Genomic DNA, 19,569 nt, shown 5'->3' with positions numbered 1-19,569 from the left:
GGCCGTATATACCTTTAGTTTAAATCTTTTAGGTATGTACGGCTTAAAATTACTGTTTATTGTAGCTTATAAATTTGAATTAATTTTTTCGTAGTGTTAAGTAGTTCTGTGAGCTGAAAAATATCGCCTTCATTTAACAGTGTGCTCAGTTGTTCTCGGTACCTCAGAACCTCAGTATGCTTCCCCAAGTATCCTAGTTCACTAATGTTGTCCATGATGTCAGAAATTAAATCGGATTTAACTTCAAAAAGTCTCTGTGCGTCCTTTATCTCTTCTTTTATCTCCATCATCTCAGTGTCTAGCTTAAAAGCCGCATCTGCTGCTGCTTTAAGTTTTTCCTTCACGCCTTCAGGAATTGCGTGCTTGTATTTATAATTTAAGGAATGCTCTACAGTAGCCCAGAAATTCATGGCAAGAGTCCTAATTTGAATCTCCGCTAGAATTTCCTTTTTCCCCTCAGCCATGTATATGGGGTATTTTATAATTATATGATAACTCCTATATCCACTATTTTTCACATTCTTTATGTAATCTTTTTCGTATATTATCTGCATATCCTTTCTTTCACGGATAATATCCACAACTCTCTCTATATCATCTACAAATTGGCACATAACTCTTATGCCTGCTATATCCTCCATTTCGTAGGTAATTCTATCTATGGGCATTTCAAAATTATTGGCCTTTTCCAAAATACTTGATATATCTTTTACTCTACCAGTAACAAATTCTATAGGTGAATACTGATTAGATTTTTGAAATTCTTTTCTAATACTCTTAAACTTTATTTTAAGTTCATCTACTGCTTGCTCGTAGGGCATCAGTATGCTTTTCCAATCTTTACTAGCCATTGCACAACCTCCTCTGGGAATTTTCCGCTATATATAAAGTATCTCTTTATAATGACGATAATACAATTATATATACCCTGAGTTTTTTAAGAATTAATTTCCTTTTTTTATTAATATACTCACCTCTAAACAAAACCATATATATTGTACTACAAAATTGGAATTTATTCTATAACTAATTACTATAAGGTGATGCTATGAAAAATGTTTTTGACGACTTATGTCCCCTTGGATTTGAATATACGAACATTAATATTTATGAAAGCGAGGAGAAGAAAATAGAAACCACAGAAAAAAAACACACAACTCCTTTAGAAGATATGCTTTATTTTAAGACAGTCACTTGCCCGGTATGTAATACAACTTTTAAAGTGTTAGCTGTAAAAGCCTCTTACTATAAAATCAAATCTAGAGATAGCGATTTATATATACATTACGATAAAATTAATCCTTATCTATACGATCCTTGGGTTTGCGAAAATTGCGGTTATGCTGCAATGAAATCAGATTTTTTCAACTTAAAAGATTATGAAATTGACTTAATAAAGGAAAACATATGTTCCAAATGGAAAAAGAAGAACTATTCCATTGCATATACCACTGCAGTGGCACTGGAAAAGTATAAACTTTGTCTTATTAGCGCAGTAGAATCTAAATCTCGCTCTAGCAAAAAGGCAATGATATGTTTAAAAATAGCTTGGATGTACAGAATAAGTTGTGACGAGGACTTTGAAAATCACGAAAAATTCTTTTTAGAACAAGCTCTTAAAGGTTTTGAACTATGCTACACCAACGAGGCCTTGCCAGTATACGGCATGGACATTCATACCCTGAGATACTTAATTGGTGAACTAAATCGAAGATTAGGCAACAACGAAAAAGCAATCTCCTGGTTTGGAAAGGTCATTGTAGCACCGGGAATAAAACAATCCTTAAAAAATATGGCTAGGACCCAAAAAGACTTATGCAAACAAACATCGATATAATTCTCCCCCTTTTGAAAAAGCCTTGAATGTTTTACATTCAAGGCTTATAATATATATTTTGGATTAAAATCCAGATGATCGCAAGATGTATTTATGTATTCAATGTTATCAACTTCCTGCTCAAAGGAGTGTTTTAAAGCGTATCCATGCAAATGTCCATATATTACTTTTTCTACACCATATTCTTTAAAAATGCGAATTACGTCATTTTCATTGTACTCCATATACACTGGTGGAAAATGTACCACTGCGATTATTTTTGAGAATCCCTTCTTTTTTGCAGCATCTAAAGACAATCTTAATCGGATGCATTCCCTATTAAATATTTTCATGTCGTGTTCCGTAAAACCAGAAGTGCCTGGTAAGTTCCACAACCTAGTTCCACATATTGCGTATTCTCCATATGTATAAAAGTTATTCTGTATAAAGTACATATCATCGTATAGTGAGTTCAACTTGGTGATGCTCTGCCACCAATAATCATGATTTCCTCTTACAAGTATTTTTCGACCCGGTAGTTCATGTATCCAATTTAAATCAGATAACCCATCCTCCATATACATCGACCAAGATATATCACCTGCTATTATTACAGTGTCTTCTTTTTTTATATTTTCAATCCAATTTTTCTTAATCTTTTCCTCATGATCTATCCAATTTTCGCCGAAAACATCCATTGGCTTATCCGACGTCAATGATAAATGCAAATCAGAAATTGCCCACAATGCCATAGTTATCTCCTTACTTTAACAAATAAATACACCTTATTATACCACAGATTTCATTATAAATCCTAACTATAATGAATTATCTATATCTAGCACATAGGCGAGGATTCTAGCCACTGCATCATACAATTCTGCTGGTATGCTATCCCCTATCTCAGTCTTTGTAAGGAGCTCTGCTAATTCTTTATTTTCTACTATGGGAACATTGTTCTCACTGGCTTTTTCTATGATTTTTTCCGCAATAAATCCCGCACCTGCAGCAGTAACCACAGGCGCTTCATATCCTGTATTGTACTTTAAAGCTGCCGCCTTTTGATTTTTTTGATTTTTGTTGGTCTTCATAGACAACGTCTCTCCCTTCAAAGACAATAAGCTATGGTACCCTAAACAAGTTGATTTATCATAGTAAAAGTCTGTTCTTGGAAAAACTCTGCAGAGTTTGATAGATTGGTTGATTCCTTTCTCTCCTCTACTATGACGGTAGGAGTATACCCAATAAGACTTATAGATTCAATTAATTCAGATTTCCTATTACTTATTGACTTCATATATTTTTTATTACAGCATATTCTTATTTGCATGTTTGTATTGTTTATAGTTATAAAATTATCCACGCATCCTATTTTAGGACCCTTAATACTGGCAAATATTTTTATGCATTTTGTATCAAATTCATGACCCTTTTTATTATTGTTTTTTATAATGAGTTTAAAATCGTGTTTTTTATTGTTAATATTTAAAGGAGTATCAAGATAATAATACTGATCCGTAATAGAATTAATGACTTTCAAGTTGTTTATTGACTCTTTTATAGAGTGCATAACACTTTTTTGTGAAGTTTCATCTACATTTTCTTTTATATTCATTAGCTCAATTATTAACTTTTTTATTTCATTTATATTGCCGCCTATAGTCTCTTTTACAGCAAGACTGTTAATCAATATCTTCTTTACAGACTGACTAATGTCCATAGCTTCAATATCCGCAAGATTTAGCACAGGAGATTCAACTAAATTATTGCTTGTGCCCTTGCCATTTAAATTAAATTCCTTTTGAAAATCTAGCTTTTTTACGATGTTTTCTCTTATATCACTATTATCTTTTATTATACTTGATAGCTGATTAATAGCTTCCTTAGATACTTTTAAATTCTCCTTAACTTCTGGATTTTCTTTTGTGTTTAGAGAATCCCCATGGCTGATTTTATCTTTTAAGTTATCTGGCACAATTGGGAGGCTTTTCTTCTCTTTTGTATCTCCAATGTCTTCAACCCCAGAGTTAAGTTCTAAAAGAAACTTTTCCATTTCCTTTTTGATATCATTTGCTTCATCACTTTCTATTAAGTCATTTACTTCTTTATAAACCTCCATATTCACATCTTTTATATTTAAATTCTGTTTTACCTCACTGCTAACTTTTTGTGAAGTATTAAACTGTAAATCTTCATTACTTTTATAAATTTTATTATTTTCATCACAATCCCTAAGACCCTGAAGTATTTCTTCTATGCTTTTCTCAATAATGTGAGTTCCCTCATTCAAATCCACCATACTCTTAATATTATCTTTTGATAGAACATCCAAATTATTTTCCTTTAAACTAAGTAAAACATCGTTGTCTATCTCATTTAAAGCTGTAAAGAATTCTCGAAGATTGCTCTTTATAAACTCTGATTCTTCCGTGCCTTCATTTATATTGCACTTCATAAGAAATAAATTTGTGAGATTGTCTATTTCTTCTGTTCCTTGATTTATTCTTTGTTTAATAAACATAAGATTTTTAAATAAAAATATATTATCCTTATCTAGAGTTATATCGTGTTTTATCATTTTTTCTAAGAGTTCTACATTTTCCTGAGTTCCTGGCAAATTAAGCCTTCCCAATATATTTTTCAAGGAACTATTTAACTCTTCATTGGATATTTCCTCTGGAAGGCTTAACTGTATTTTGCCATTGGAAAAATCCTCTACTTTGAATTTTAGAACCTTCCCCTCCATAAACTCCATATTATCTTTTAAAGCCGCATCGGAAAGTTCCGCTTTAAACTCCCACCCATTGGGGAGTTTTAAAATCACTTCACCAGTATTTTTATTGGAGGAACATACTTTGGCAAAAAATTTTTCTCCCTCTTTGAAGGACAATTTACTCTCCAACTTCCTTTTATCTATATAATTGACAGAATTAATTCCAACTATTTTCGCCATAGAAATTTCCTCCATAATATTTTTCATTATACTCTCTTTTTAATTATCGTATATTTACATACACACATTAAGGGATTAGGGGGACAATTGAAAAAATACCGAAAAAAAGAACGTGTAGTTATTGCTACGCGCCCTTTCCTTATGAAAATAATTATTTTAAAATAATCCTATAATACTTTTTCTTACCTTTTTTTACAAGGGCCTCGCCATTATTAAAGGACTCTGTAATAAACTTAAAGTTTGGATCTGTAACCTTTTCATCGTTTACAAATAAGCCACCCTGTTCAATTAGCCTTCTTCCCTCTTTTTTCGATGGAATAGCCTCACCCTTTAACAATATGTCTAAAAGTGTTCCTTCTAACTCTTCTGAAGTAACCTCAATGGTTGGAGCATTGCTCATATCCCCACCTGCACCAAAAAGTGCTTCTGCAGCATCTTGAGCCTTTTTTGCCTCCTCTTCCCCGTGTATTAATTTAGTTACTTCAAAAGCAAGCACTTTCTTAGCCTCATTTATCTGAGAACCTTCAAGAGAAGCGAGTTTCTTTACCTCGTCCATTGGGACAAATGTAAGAAGAGAAAGACATTTCTCAACATCTTTATCGTCCACATTTCTCCAGTATTGATAAAATTCATATGGAGAAGTTTTTTCTGCATCTAGCCAAAGTGCACCATTGGCAGTCTTACCCATTTTCTTTCCCTCACTGTTAGTTAAAAGAGTGCAGGTCATTGCAAAAGCAAGTTTAGATTCTTTTCTTCTTATAAGATCAGCACCAGCAAGCATATTGGACCACTGATCATCTCCTCCCAATTCCATTGTACAGCCATATCTCTTATTTAGTTCAAGAAAATCATAGGCTTGCATAAGCATGTAATTGAATTCTAAAAAAGAAAGACCTTTTTCCAATCTCTGTTTAAAGCACTCAGCTGTCAGCATTTTATTAACTGAAAAATGCATTCCTATGTCTCTTATAAACTCAACATAATTTAGATCTAGCAGCCAATCTGCATTATTCACCATAATAGCCTTATCATCTGAGAAGTCGATTAATCTTGAAAGCTGTTTTTTTATGCACTCCACGTTGTGATCTATTTGTTCTCTAGTCAGCATTTTTCTCATATCAGTTCTTCCAGATGGATCCCCGATTACAGCCGTTCCGCCTCCTACAAGAGCAATAGGTCTATGTCCTGCCCTTTGCATATGGGCCATGAACATCATGGCAATAAAGTGACCAACGTGTAAGCTATCAGCCGTTGGGTCAAACCCTATATAAAATGTTATTTTTTCCTTTCCAAGAATATCTCTCACTTCATCATGAGTCACTTGTTTGATATAACCTCTTTCTTGAAGCACATCAAATACATTTTTATCTTCCATGTTTATCCTCCTCATTTTCCTTATCTATAAAAGCATTATATTACAATTCTCTATAGCTTTCAATTCCAGGGTAAAGGATTCTGAAATAATTGTATTTTTTAGAGTTAAAAAACATGACCTTATTATGCTTTCCTTCAAAAGATTTTTTCATGATATCAAATCCTCTTCCAGCATCCAGGAATTTTTTCTCCTCATCCAATACAATAAGTTTTTCATACATCCACATATTTCTTTTAATGTAACTATCCCTCTGCCACCCTTTCTTTTTATTTAAACATCCAGGACTTATAACTTCAACAAATTTTTTGCTAATATTTATACAAATCACCTTATCATACAAGGTGTAATCCCTGTACATTACCGCATTCTTTAAACCTTCAGTAATAGCCCTTATGGGATAATCAGATGGCATTACAGTTCTAAGATACGCATCGGTTTCCTCTACCATATCCAATAATTTACCTTTAATTATTATTATTTTGTCCTCTTCTTCATCTTTTAACACAATCTTTATCTGATTTTGAGGCAAATAAATATTATTATAGGATGAAAAAACCAATAAAGCGCCCATGGTGGGTATCATCTGCAAACTGTCCTTATCAAGCACCGCTATACCTGAGTTAATCATCAGCGATTCCATGGCAGCATCACTTATTTCATAAAAACCCTGTAGTTTAAAATACTTCTTAATTAAATCCATGTCAAGGTGTTTTATATCCGCCCTTGGTACAGGACAAAGTTCAGGGTTTAAGGTCAGGGAGTAAGCAAGTGCAGTTACTATTTCTTCCTTTCGCATAACATCACTGGTAGAACCCCTTCTTATATAAAAAGCTCCATTGTCCCTTACCTGATAGGGTTCCTGATCACCATTGAGAATTGTTATAACCCCTAGAATTTTACCTCCATAGGGAACAAAATCTAAAATAACAGGAATAGGTGGTTCACACCTTGAACTTACAATTTGTTGAATTGACTCCTCTTTAAGGTCACCATACTGTATTCCCACGATGCGCTTTGTTTTGTCCTCTACACCCACAACAATATAGCCCCTGCCACCTCTTGTGTTTGCCATAGCACAGATATCCTTTGCCAATTCCTTTTTACCGCTTTCAGTGCTTAAATCTAGTTTTAATTTGAAGTCTAATTTTGGATTCTCTTCTCGTTTCAATAACCCTTTTAATTTTTTTTCATTCATATTATCCCCTCAAATTATTTCTTAGAATTATATTTATAGCCAAAAATCCGTATATACAGGATTCCTATATACGGATTGACTATGCAATATACTATTCGGCTTTACCCACATTGGATAACACTAATCCTTCATTATGTTCTAACGCCCACCCTATTCCCCAATCACTTTGGAATATAAGTATGTCTCTGTCCTTTAAATCTTTAACATATTTTGTATCAGATGTAATGCTAAGCTTATTTGCTTTAACTGGTGTTTTCTCTATCCATCTTATATTTCTATATGGTAACATCTCTAGCTTGATATCCACATTGTATTCATTTTTAAGCCTATACTCTAGAACTTCAAATTGTAGTACACCTACTACGCCAATTATAAGTTCTTCTATACCTATAAAAGGATCTTTAAAGACCTGTATAGCACCTTCTTGGGCAATTTGGGTTATACCCTTATCAAACTGCTTCCTTTTCATAGTGTCTATGGGCTTAACCCTAGCAAAATTCTCTGGTGCGAATGTTGGTATTCCATGAAATTTGAATTTATCGGAAGCCTTGCACAAGGTGTCTCCTATGCTAAAAATCCCCGGATCAAACACTCCAATTATATCACCTGCATATGCCTCTTCAACAATTTCTCTATCTTGTGCTAGAAATTGCTGTGGCTGAGATAACCTAACTTTTTCATTGCCCTGAACGTGAAAAACTTCCATACCCTTTTCAAACTTTCCTGAGCATATCCTCATAAAAGCAATCCTATCCCTGTGGGCCTTGTTCATATTGGCCTGTATTTTGAAAACAAACGCTGAGAACTCTGGTTTTGTAGCCTCAATCTCCCCCTTATCGCTTTCACGTGAAAGAGGTGGAACGCTGTATCTTAAAAATTCCTTCAAGAAAGGTTCTACGCCAAAATTAGTAAGGGCGCTACCAAATAAAACCGGTGTCAACCTTCCATCCTTCACTTTATCATAATCGAACTCATTTCCAGCGATGTCAAGAAGTTCAACATCCTCAAGGAGTTTATTGTAGAAAGATGTACCTAGTATTTCCTCAATATTTTCATCGTGAAAGTCCACAAAGGTGGAGTTAGTCAATGAGTGTCCATGGTTACCACCATCAAAAAGCTGAATTGTTTCTGTCTCTCTGTTGTATACACCTTTAAACTCTCTGCCACATCCAATAGGCCAATTTAATGGGTAGGATTTAATTCCAAGTTCATTTTCAATATCCTCTAAGAGCTCAAAAGGATCTCTTATTTCTCTATCTAATTTGTTTACAAATGTAAATATAGGTATCTCTCTCATACTACAAACCTGGAAAAGCTTTCGCGTTTGAGCCTCAACACCCTTTGCTCCATCTACCACCATTACAGCACTATCTGCTGCCATTAAAGTTCTGTAAGTATCCTCACTGAAATCCTGATGTCCAGGCGTATCCAGTATGTTTATATAAAAGTCATCGTATCGAAATTGTAATACTGAGGATGTTACAGAAATACCCCTTTGCTTTTCTATCTCCATCCAATCTGACACAGCATGCTTAGCTGATCTTCTGGCTTTTACAGACCCAGCTTCTCTTATTGCACCACCAAATAATAAAAGCTTCTCTGTAAGAGTTGTTTTACCCGCATCAGGATGGGATATAATTGCAAAAGTTCTTCTTTTGTTAATTTTTTCAATCAAATCTTGCATCATTTTTTCCTTTCAGATAATAAACTAATATTAGTTTGAATAGAATTTTTAAATATTTGGTATAAAGCCTACCTTTTTTTGCATCTTTCGAAGAGTTTTCTTTGCAATGTAATTTGCCTTTTCAGCGCCTTTTTTATATATTTCCTCTAATTCAGATTTATTTTCAATTAATTCCTTTACTCTATTCTGTATAGGTTCAAGTTCTCCAATTATTGCTTCTGCCACATCAATTTTAAATTGTGCATATCCCTGACCTTCATATTTGCTTTCAATTTGCTCCATATCCATTCCAGTGATGCAACTTAAAATATTCATAAGATTAGATACTCCTGCTTGTTCCTCGCAGAATTTAACCACACCTAAACTATCTGTAACAGCTCTTCCTATTTTTCTTCTAATTACTTCTGGAGGATCCATGATTAAAATTGCACCGTTTGGGTTGTCGTCTGATTTTGACATCTTCTTTGTTGGATCTTGAAGGCTCATTATCTTTGCCCCTTCTTTTGGGATGTAACCTTCTGGTATCTTAAAGGTAGGACTGTAAAGTCGATTAAATCTTTCGCCTAAATCCCTTGCCAATTCCAAATGCTGAACTTGGTCTTTGCCAACTGGTACAAGATCTGTCTGGTATAAAAGGATATCTGCGGCCATAAGTACAGGGTAAACAAATAAACCAGCACCTACATTTTCTCCTGCTTTTTTAGATTTATCCTTGTACTGAGTCATTCTACCCAGTTCTCCCATATATGAATTACAGGTTAAAAGCCATGAAGCTTCTGAGTGTGCCGGAACATGTGACTGAATAAATAATGTGTTTTTGTATGGATCTATTCCAGCTGCAATGTATATAGATAAAAGCTCAAGTGTTTTCTTCCTAAGCTTTGCTGGCTCCTGATTTACTGTTATAGCATGCAAATCCACAACGCAGAAATAGCACTCGTATTCATCTTGGAATTTAACCCAGTTCTTAAGGGCTCCAAGATAATTTCCTAGTGTAAGATCACCAGAAGGCTGAATTCCGCTAAATATAACTTTTTTATTTTCTTCCATAATAAATGCTCCCCTTTTCCTGTAATTTAAATCTACATTATACTTCTAACGGACACGTTAGACACTACAATTCTAGTCTATGTATAAAAATTTGTCAATGAAATACTTATATTTTACCGCTAATAATGTGGGCAAAAGCCTTTGAGGCCAAAGACAATGGCGAATTCTTCAAGTAGCACATACCAATTTCTCTTGCTTTAATTGGCTTTGCAAGATTTACCTTTGTAAGATTCATATTTTCTATATCTTTTCGGGAGAATTCCTCCACCACACATGATATGCCAAATCCAATTTGTGCGAATTCCGTTAGCAAATCATAGGACCCTAATTGGATCTCCGGTTCAAGGATTATTCCTTCCTTTAGAAAACAATTGCTTACATACCTTCTAGAACTAGATTCCTGTTCTAACATAACCAGTGGGTATCTAGACAAGTCTTCATAGCTTATGACTTTTTCCCCAGCTTCTTTGAACTTTTTTCCTGCCACGAAAATATCGTGCACCTTTAAACAAGATTCTATATTTAAATCTAAGTCTTCCACAGGCAAGTTTACAAAAGCCATATCTACTGTACCAGCTTTTACTAGTTCAATCGATTCAATGGAGGTTCTATTTATAACCTTAACTTTTATATCTGGATATAGCTGATTAAATCTGCCCAAATAGGGCATTAAATAATGCTTCACAAGGGTATCTCCGGCACTTATCTTAATCTCACCACAATATAACTTTGTCATATTGAATAGCTTTTCCTCTCCAGCCTCAATGGTATTAAGCCCTGATTCTACATATTGAAATAGCATATTGCCCTCTGAAGTTAGCGAAACCCCTCTAGAGGTTCTTTTAAACAAGGTAACAGAAAGCTGGCTCTCCAGCTGATTAATGGCTTGACTTACAGCCGGCTGCGATATGTACATTTTTTTTGCAGCCAAAGAAAATGAACCTTGCTCTGCCACAGTTTTAAATATTTTATAAAGCTCTAAATTTACATCAAATTTCATTTTATCCATCCTTAAATAGATATAAGTACATCTTATATCTAAAATAACTATTAATGATTTTACTTATATTATATAACATTGTACAATATAAATGCAGGCTTAATTTAAAATAAATAAAGGTGGTATGAAAAATGTCAAGAACTGTTGGTACTATTTCAAGAGGTATAAGAACTGAAATCATAAAACAGGGTGATAATTTAGCTAATATGGTAGCAGACTCCGTTTTAAAAGCTGCACAATGTGAAAACTTTCATATTAATGACAGAGATATCATTGGCGTAACAGAATCAGTAGTTGCAAGAGCCCAAGGTAATTATGCCAGCATAGATCATATTGCGTGTGATATTAAAAACAAATTTGGTGGAGAAGAATTAGGTGTTATATTCCCTATTTTAAGCAGGAACAGATTTGCCATTTGCCTTAGGGGAATCGCCAGAGGAGTAAAGAAAATTTACCTTATGCTTAGCTACCCTTCTGATGAAGTTGGAAATCATCTTGTAACTTTAGACGAACTTGATGAAAAAAACATAAACCCATGGACAGATGTACTTACTGAAAAACAATACAGAGAATTCTTTGGATACAAAAAACATGAGTTCACAGGTGTAGATTATGTGGAATACTATTCTTCTATTATAAAGGAAGAAGGAGCAGATGTAGAAGTTATATTTGCCAATGATGCAAGAACCATACTAAATTACACTAAAAACGTTCTTACTTGTGATATTCATACTAGAGCTAGAAGCAAAAGAATTTTAAAGGCAGCAGGTGCAGAAAAAGTCCTTGGCCTTGACGATATAATGACCTCTTCCATAGAAAGCAGCGGCTACAATGAGCACTATGGATTATTAGGTTCAAACAAAGCTACTGAATCCACCGTAAAACTTTTCCCAAGAGATTCAAAAGTTTTTGCAGAGGATGTTCAAAAAATTATGCTAGAAAAGACAGGAAAGAAAGTTGAAGTCCTTGTATATGGGGATGGAGCTTTCAAAGATCCTGCAGGCAAGATTTGGGAACTAGCTGACCCTGTAGTTTCTCCTGGATACACAAGTGGTCTTGAAGGACAGCCTAATGAAGTTAAATTAAAATATTTAGCAGACAATGATTTTGCTAATCTAAAAGGTGAAGAGCTTAATTGTGCAATAAAAGAATACATATCAAATAAAGACTCAGATTTGAAGGGATCCATGGTTACTCAAGGTACAACACCAAGACGCCTTACAGATCTTATAGGTTCTTTATGTGATTTAACCTCTGGCAGCGGAGACAAGGGTACTCCCGTTATTTTCATTCAAGGATATTTTGACAACTTAGCCAACGACTAATAATAAAAAAAAGTTCAGTTTTTTAGCTGAACTTTTTTTATACAAATCTCTAGATAAAGATTAATCTATATATTAAACCTATTAGAAGTAAGTGCACTGGATAGAAAAGATAAAACGCGTATTGTACCCACTTAGACGAGTACCCCTTCTTTCCATTATAAAAGCATAATGGTATAGCCGCAAACATTCCAAACCACTGACCTATTCCATACTTAAAGCCACTAATTTTATTCCAATAGAAATATACATCAAACACATCACTAAGTTTTTTTAAGTTTGAGAAAGGGAATCTTCCATATGACATACAAAACTCTATTTCCATTAATAGATTTCCCCATATAGAAGCTAAAACTATGCCTAAACGAGATTCTATTCCAAAATGATACAACAATACAAGTGCTACCCCTAAAAGTCCATACTCTACGTCGAGATAATTCCCCAGAGAAAGGCATACAAAAACCATGACAGCAGAACATATGTTTATTAAATTATTCAATCCATCTCTCTTCTTCTTTGCATTTTCAAAAAAGAATATACAGAGCAAACCGAGAAACAAAGTAAAGAAAATGTTATTATGCCATTTTATATTGTCATAGCCATAATGAACATAGGAATAGGGAATTATGGATATAACACCGCAAGCAGCTAGCCTCATCATATAAACAAACTTATTTTTTGTATGTTTATACCCATTTGCAATACAAAAGGCAAATATGGGAAATGACAACCTTCCTATTGTTCGCAAAATCCCTATTTTAGGGAAGAGGAAAGCCCCTATATGATCAATAAACATGGTAACAACAGCAAATAATTTTAAGGCAAAAAAACTCATAAAATCCTCCCCTTTGAATACAATAGACACGCCTTCCTCTGAGAGTATGGTGTGTTACAACTGCTAGCCATCAGATAAACACCCACATGATTATAATCATGCCACAGATTAATGCAAAGGACGTGTTAAGGGCGTAATATACAGCCATGGATTTACTCACTTTCAATGTAAAGCCAGTGACAATAAAGACAGCCAGCTGATAAGCTATAAACTTCAAAAATAACATTAGTATAAACCCTAAACTTGCTCCATATATACTCAGCACTACGGAATATACAAGTATGCTTTCAAGGGAAACAACTATAAGGAAAGTAAAAAAATTATTTCTATAAAGAGTTTTTCCACCAACTTTAAATAGTTCAACCCTAGTTTTTAATCCTTTAAGTTTGTGAACCATTATTCGTTTAGAGAAGAAATAAAGTAATCCGTTAGCACTAAGAAATAATATGATTATATTAACTTTAATTTTTATATCATTTCTGTTTGGTGTTATGTCATCTTTATCAGATTTTATTTGGTCTATATTTCCACCGTCATCAGTTATTACAGTGACATTCCTAAGGGAAATATTCTGCTTTGTTTCCCCATACACTTGATTCCACTTTATGCGCAAATCCTTATTATCCTTTTTTATCTTTGCATTTGTCCAAAATTTCAAGACTTCTTTTGACACAGTTTCCAAGAGTATTTTGCTTTGAGAAGGATTAAAAGATGTGTACACAGTGATAACATCATTAAAACTTCCTAATTTAATTTTGCTTTCAAAATCCCTATTTATTATGATAAATAGATCTGTATTACCTTTTGCCACAGATTCTATGCCATCTTGTTCGTTGTATATTATAGCCCCCTTATTTTTTGCTCTTATCTCATCTGCTAATTCACTTGATAAAGATGTTTTGTCATTATCCTGTATATTTATACTTAAAGCTTTATTAGATTTATCTATGACCATTATATAAAGATTTATCAAAATATTGGATACAACTACAAATGCCATTATCAATACAAAAATTCCAACATAAGATTTATAATTATTTGATTTATGCACCTTATTTTATCCCCTTTTAATTATTTTACAGTGTATCAAATTCCTATACTTTATCTTAATAAGGGTGAAAAAATACATGGACTAAAACTACTTTATATTTTTCATTCCCTCTCTAATACTGTTTTTCATCTGCTCCATAAAAGGTTCCTTTAGAGCATTTATCAATTCAGCTGTGTCGGAAATTCCAGTCATAGCTTTATACTCATTAAATACCCCCAACTTATCCAACTCTTCTATAACCTGTTTATTGGTAATTATCTTGTCTATTGCCTTAACAAAATAATTTTCAACTTCAGAGCTTATCTGTTCATTATTAGAAGACACATTTTCAATAACTGTAGACTTTTCTCTAGTGTAATCCTTAATTTCAACCTTAGCAGAATTGTCTATCTTTAAATTAATACCTACCCCTTGAATGCTGATATCTACATTGGCATTTTTTATTCTATTTAAAGCTCCTACTTCTATTTTGATTTTAAATTGCAATTCGGCAGGAATATTGTTTTGAGCTTGCCCTAAAGATACCCTTGCCATTGAAATAGCAGCCTTAATGCTATTTATAACATTATCCTTTGGTTCATCTAGAAAAGCATGGAATTCCTCTCCTAAATCAAGTTTTTCCTTAAGGGCATTAGCCTTTATTTTCACAAGCGCATCATACAACTTGTCGGCAATCTCCTCATCCTTCTGAGCTACCTCAAAGACACGGTCTATAAGCTTTAACAACGATTTCGCATCTATTTCTATAACATGTTTATCGCCTACTTTTTTTACTTTGTCTTCTAGTTCCTTAAGAATAGCATTATCGTATTTTTTTCCGAAAATATCATTAAAATCAATGCCCTCTAAAAAATTATTTTTGGATGCTTTCGATGATAAAATTTCTTTCATATTAATACACAATGGCTTGTCACCCATGCCTATAAATAAATCAGTTCCCTTTAAAAGAACATCAAAATCTATAACAGATGAGTTATTTAAAAGCAAAGCCATCTTAGAATAAGACTTATTCTCTGTTCTTGCTGATTCTGCCTTTAAACTTACTCTATTTAGAACCTCAGGCAGTTCTAACTTTTCCATACCGCTTACTGATATTGACATACTAGCATGCTTGCTTGGATCACTCATTTCGTTTTTAAAACCTTCCAACACCTTTTCAGCAGGGCTCATAAAAAGGCCAAACACATTCATCGACAAAACTATGGCAACAATACATAGTAAAGCTAGGGTGCTTATCCCAATTATAAGTTTCTTTTTACTAGAATAATTTTTCATTAAATCACACCTTCCTTAAACTTTCTAATATTTTTTTAGTTCCTTCAAATAATACATTTATGATAGCCATAAATAATATTGCATTAATTATATTATGATAATAGTGAAGCATTGGTTTACCTTTAAAAAAATTCAAAATTGCATTAGTACTGATCTTCAGTGGGTTTATTTTTTCATATCCACTGCATAAAATTATATAAACCACAAAGAAATTTGCAATTAGAAAAAAGCACTTAACTTTGTGGAACATTTTTATTACCGTAAAAACCACTATCCCATTAAATAAAGTAATCAAAAGTACATTTATAAGTATATATATTAATTTAACCTTTAAAATATACAAGGGAACTCCTAGGATAATGACATTTACCAACATCTGAATAGTAAAACATATAAAGCATTTACTAAAAATATATTTAGATTCTGTGCAATTATACAGTTTTAACCTCTCAATTATAGCTTGTTCATCCTCACAAGTAATGTTTCTATACATAGAAAAAAAATTTATATACATAAAAATCACAACGAAGTACACAAGGTAGTATGTCACCAAGGTTATGCTGCTTTTATATTGAAACATATTATCCCTAGCTAACATGCTGACAATAAGCTTTTCTGCCGTCTTATTATATACGCTTATCTTTTCTTTATTTGAAATATGCAGGTCATCCATGGACTGCCATAAGTTCTCAAGGCTTTCTCTCATGTAATTTCCCAATTTTACAAAATCATTTACCATACTCCGAAGAGCAATTACCTTAATCCCCGGATTTTCAGCATTGTAAAATTCAACTTGTCCTTCATTATTATCGTATATATTTTGAATAAATCCCCTAGGAATTTTAATAGCACAATGTAATTCTTTGTTGCCCACATGTCTTTTCATAGTTTGAAAATCTGTATACTGAATTAAGTTCACATTTTCCTTAACAGAAGGTGATTGATTTGCAATATTTACTATTAAATCCATATCTTCATTATTATCCTCATTCAGCACTCCCACGTTAAGCTTAGAATTTGTCACATTTGATATACAATTAATGAATAAAACAGTGCATAGTAGTGCAATAAGGGGCATTACTGTTATGACTATAAACATTTTTTTATTTTTAACATATCTCCAAAAATCGAGTTTAAGGAGTCTCCATATACTCACTATATACCCCCTATAATGTGAAGATATTCAATCAAATCTACCTTTTGGGCGTATGCTTCAGCCATTATCTCTTTCATGGGTTTAAATTGAATGCTACCCTCCTCTTTTACAATAATAAGGTGGGAGCATATATTTTCAAGAGTATCTAGTTCATGGGTAGACATAATTATATATTTTCCCTCCTCAGAAAACTCTTTCAACATATTAAATACATTTCGTTTTATGCCCAGTGAAATGCCTACAAGAGGCTCGTCCATTATTAATATTTTAGGGTTATTCATCATTGCTACAGCAATATTTACTCTATTTTTTATTCCTCCAGACAATATCTTCACTTTTTTGTCCATGTATATTTCTAACTCAAGAGCATATATCATATCCTTCACTTCTTGATCTAATTCCTGCACGTTTTGAAAAAAATCTAAATTCTCTTTTACTGTTAATTCGTCAAACAAAACTGCGTTTTGTGGTACATACCCAACTTTAGATCTATATGATACAAGTTGTTTTTTTATATTTTCCCCGTTGTACAACACTTCTCCATCGTAATTTTCTGTTATACTAGCAATAATAGATAATAATGTGGACTTTCCAACACCATTTTTGCCAACAAGCCCAATAATATCCCCTGGCTCTATTTTAAAGTTTATATTTGATATAATACTATATTTTTTTTTATCACGTCTATTGTAATAATTTTTTCCTACATTAATTACTTCGATCATAAACTCCTCCCCAAATACACATATATTTTAATTGTATCATATTCAAATATAATTTGCACATAATTTAATACACACTTTCCACTTAATTCTATTATAACATTTAAGTAATAATACAGCATAAGAGTAAAACAACCCCAGATTATATCCGAGGTTGTTTTTTGCTATATTTCATCCGTTGCCATTGCAACTATATTTTCTGTTTTAAATCCGAATTTATCAAATAAAACCTCTCCTGGGGCTGATGCTCCGAAGGTATCTATTGATAATATTTTCCCATCTATTCCGACGTACTTGTGCCATCCCATAGAAGAAGCTGCTTCCACAGCCATTCTCTTTCTTACAGACTTTGGCATCACGCTTTCCTTGTATTCTTCTGTTTGTTCTTCAAACACTTCAAAGGAAGGCATGCTAATTACTCTTGCATCTATTCCCTTTTCTTTTAGTTGCTTTTGCGCTTCAAGTATTAGCTGAACTTCTGAACCTGAAGCCATAAGTAGCATATCTGGTGTTTCTTTTTCACTATCATTTAATATATATGCTCCCTTGAAAGCATTTTGTCCAGTACCGTTAAGCAATGGCAAGGATTGTCTTGATAGAACAATTCCTGTTGGTCCATCATTTCTATTTAAAGCTGCTATCCATGCAGCAGTCGTTTCTCTAGCATCTGCTGGTCTAAATACTGTAAAATTTGGAATGCTTCTAAGAGATGCTAAGTGCTCTATTGGCTCGTGAGTTGGACCATCCTCGCCCACACCGATACTATCGTGTGTAAGGATATATACAACTGGAAGCTTCATTAAAGCAGATAATCTCATTGAAGGCTTCATGTAATCGCAGAAAACAAAGAATGTAGCTACAAATGTGCGCAAACCACCGTGCAGTACTATACCATTTGCAATGGCAGCCATAGCGTGTTCTCTAATACCAAAATGTATATTACATCCACTTCTATCTTCTTTGGAGAAGTCTCCCTTATCTTTCATATTAGTGTTATTGGAAGGTGCTAAGTCTGCTGATCCGCCAAATAAGTTTGGTATATATTGGGTAAGCTTATTTATCATAGTTCCAGAAGCTGCTCTAGTGGCTACAGATTTCTCATAAGACCACAATTCTTCAATTTCCTCTAACTTTGGCATCTCCTTTGAAAACCACTGTTTCCATTCTGCTGCAAGTTCAGGATACTTTGAAGCGTATTCACTAAACATACTATTCCAAGAAGATTCTTTTTTTACTCCCTGGTTTTTTTTCTCCTTTGTAAACTCTCTCACTTCTTCACAAGTTTCAAAAGGCTCTTCCTCCCACTGGAAGAATTTTTTTGTGCAAGTCATGCCATCTCCTAGTGGCGACCCGTGTATTCCAGATGTACCCTGCTTAGGAGCACCATATCCAATGGTGGTATTTACAACTACAAGAGTTGGTCTTTCCCCATCTTCCTTAGCTTCCATAAGAGCTTTTTCCAAGGCTGATATATCATTGCCATCTTCAACTTTTAATACTCCCCATCCATAAGCCTCAAATCTCTTTGCAACATCTTCTCTGAAAGCAATATTGGTATTGCCTTCGATAGTAATGTTATTTGAATCATATAAAACAACTAATTTCCCCAATCCTAGGGTACCTGCAAGTGATGCTGCCTCTGATGCAATTCCTTCCATCATACATCCGTCACCAGCTAAAACATATGTATAGTGATCCACAACATTAAAATGCTCTCTATTGAACTTCTGTGCAAGGTGTGCCTCAGCCATAGCCATACCAACACCATTTGCGATACCCTGACCTAAAGGACCTGTAGTAACTTCTACTCCAACAGTGTGACCATATTCAGGATGTCCTGGAGTTTTACTTCCCCATTGCCTGAAATTCATTAAATCTTCCTTTGTTATGTCGTATCCAAAAGTGTTTAATAGCGAATACAGCAATGCTGAACCGTGACCCGCTGACAGTATAAATCTGTCTCTGTTTTCCCATTTTGGATTTTCAGGGTTGAAGTTCATAATCTTATCCCATAATGTATAAGCCATAGGAGCTGCACCCAACGGTAGTCCTGGGTGACCTGAATTCGCTTTTTCAATAGCTTCCACAGCGTGTATTCTTATGGAACTTATTATCTTATCCTCAATTTTCATGTG

Annotated in this window: 17 protein-coding genes; 2 read left to right on the top strand and 15 right to left on the bottom strand. The window is 33.7% G+C overall.

Features of this window, described 5'->3' with window-relative positions; genetic code table 11:
• Positions 1–56: 56 nt before the first annotated feature.
• On the bottom strand, positions 57–851 hold the full coding sequence (yjbM, locus tag BUA73_RS06470; RefSeq protein WP_072903333.1) for a GTP diphosphokinase: 795 nt from the start codon (positions 849–851) through the stop codon (positions 57–59).
• 197 nt (positions 852–1,048) lie between these two features.
• Here yjbM and BUA73_RS06465 point away from each other — a divergent pair, with 197 nt between their 5' ends.
• Positions 1,049–1,837 carry a DUF2225 domain-containing protein gene (locus tag BUA73_RS06465; RefSeq protein ID WP_072903332.1) on the top strand — a complete coding sequence of 263 codons (789 nt, stop codon included), beginning with the start codon at positions 1,049–1,051 and terminating at the stop codon, positions 1,835–1,837.
• A gap of 44 nt (positions 1,838–1,881) precedes the next feature.
• On the opposite strand, the gene BUA73_RS06460 is transcribed toward BUA73_RS06465, so the two are convergent.
• From BUA73_RS06460 to BUA73_RS06425, 8 genes are all read right to left on the bottom strand, one after another.
• Positions 1,882–2,568 carry a metallophosphoesterase gene (locus tag BUA73_RS06460; RefSeq protein ID WP_072903331.1) on the bottom strand — a complete coding sequence of 229 codons (687 nt, stop codon included), beginning with the start codon at positions 2,566–2,568 and terminating at the stop codon, positions 1,882–1,884.
• A gap of 66 nt (positions 2,569–2,634) precedes the next feature.
• Complete coding sequence (locus tag BUA73_RS06455) at positions 2,635–2,907, bottom strand: EscU/YscU/HrcU family type III secretion system export apparatus switch protein (protein ID WP_072903330.1); 273 nt, start codon at positions 2,905–2,907, stop codon at positions 2,635–2,637.
• 41 nt (positions 2,908–2,948) lie between these two features.
• Positions 2,949–4,769, bottom strand: coding sequence for a ring-infected erythrocyte surface antigen domain-containing protein (locus BUA73_RS06450; RefSeq protein ID WP_143146981.1), 1,821 nt, complete (start codon positions 4,767–4,769; stop codon positions 2,949–2,951).
• 151 nt (positions 4,770–4,920) lie between these two features.
• Positions 4,921–6,144 carry a tyrosine--tRNA ligase gene (gene tyrS / locus BUA73_RS06445; RefSeq protein WP_072903328.1) on the bottom strand — a complete coding sequence of 408 codons (1,224 nt, stop codon included), beginning with the start codon at positions 6,142–6,144 and terminating at the stop codon, positions 4,921–4,923.
• Between the two features lie 40 nt (positions 6,145–6,184).
• Positions 6,185–7,339 carry an AlbA family DNA-binding domain-containing protein gene (locus BUA73_RS06440; protein ID WP_072903327.1) on the bottom strand — a complete coding sequence of 385 codons (1,155 nt, stop codon included), beginning with the start codon at positions 7,337–7,339 and terminating at the stop codon, positions 6,185–6,187.
• Between the two features lie 91 nt (positions 7,340–7,430).
• On the bottom strand, positions 7,431–9,023 hold the full coding sequence (locus BUA73_RS06435; RefSeq protein WP_072903326.1) for a peptide chain release factor 3: 1,593 nt from the start codon (positions 9,021–9,023) through the stop codon (positions 7,431–7,433).
• A 48-nt stretch (positions 9,024–9,071) separates the two neighbouring features.
• Positions 9,072–10,073 carry a tryptophan--tRNA ligase gene (gene trpS, locus BUA73_RS06430; protein ID WP_072903325.1) on the bottom strand — a complete coding sequence of 334 codons (1,002 nt, stop codon included), beginning with the start codon at positions 10,071–10,073 and terminating at the stop codon, positions 9,072–9,074.
• Between the two features lie 106 nt (positions 10,074–10,179).
• The gene (locus BUA73_RS06425) at positions 10,180–11,073 is read right to left on the bottom strand and encodes a LysR family transcriptional regulator (protein ID WP_072903324.1); all 894 of its coding nucleotides are present in this window, start codon (positions 11,071–11,073) and stop codon (positions 10,180–10,182) included.
• Positions 11,074–11,204: 131 nt separating this feature from the next.
• Here BUA73_RS06425 and BUA73_RS06420 point away from each other — a divergent pair, with 131 nt between their 5' ends.
• A complete protein-coding gene (locus BUA73_RS06420) occupies positions 11,205–12,398 on the top strand; it encodes a coenzyme F420-0:L-glutamate ligase (protein WP_072903323.1) in 1,194 nt (397 codons plus the stop codon).
• Positions 12,399–12,447: 49 nt separating this feature from the next.
• Here the strand turns inward: BUA73_RS06420 and BUA73_RS06415 are convergent, their stop codons facing one another.
• The 6 genes from BUA73_RS06415 to tkt form a co-directional block, all read right to left on the bottom strand.
• On the bottom strand, positions 12,448–13,230 hold the full coding sequence (locus tag BUA73_RS06415) for a TraX family protein (RefSeq protein ID WP_072903322.1): 783 nt from the start codon (positions 13,228–13,230) through the stop codon (positions 12,448–12,450).
• A gap of 70 nt (positions 13,231–13,300) precedes the next feature.
• Positions 13,301–14,281, bottom strand: coding sequence for an ABC transporter permease (locus BUA73_RS06410; protein ID WP_072903321.1), 981 nt, complete (start codon positions 14,279–14,281; stop codon positions 13,301–13,303).
• Between the two features lie 87 nt (positions 14,282–14,368).
• Complete coding sequence (locus BUA73_RS06405) at positions 14,369–15,556, bottom strand: hypothetical protein (protein ID WP_072903320.1); 1,188 nt, start codon at positions 15,554–15,556, stop codon at positions 14,369–14,371.
• A 4-nt stretch (positions 15,557–15,560) separates the two neighbouring features.
• Positions 15,561–16,712, bottom strand: a complete 1,152-nt coding sequence (locus tag BUA73_RS06400) for an ABC transporter permease (RefSeq protein ID WP_072903319.1) — start codon at positions 16,710–16,712, stop codon at positions 15,561–15,563.
• Entirely contained in the window at positions 16,712–17,437 is a 726-nt protein-coding gene (locus tag BUA73_RS06395) for an ABC transporter ATP-binding protein (protein ID WP_072903318.1), read from the bottom strand. Before BUA73_RS06395 ends, BUA73_RS06400 begins: the two co-directional genes overlap by 1 nt.
• A 161-nt stretch (positions 17,438–17,598) precedes the next feature.
• Positions 17,599–19,566, bottom strand: coding sequence for a transketolase (gene tkt / locus BUA73_RS06390; RefSeq protein WP_072903317.1), 1,968 nt, complete (start codon positions 19,564–19,566; stop codon positions 17,599–17,601).
• Between the last annotated feature and the right edge of the window lie 3 nt (positions 19,567–19,569).

It is taken from the genome of Hathewaya proteolytica DSM 3090 (genome assembly GCF_900142225.1).
Classification (GTDB): domain Bacteria; phylum Bacillota; class Clostridia; order Clostridiales; family Clostridiaceae; genus Hathewaya; species Hathewaya proteolytica.
Note: the sequence above shows the minus strand (reverse complement) of the source record. Positions and strands in the feature narration are given on the sequence as shown.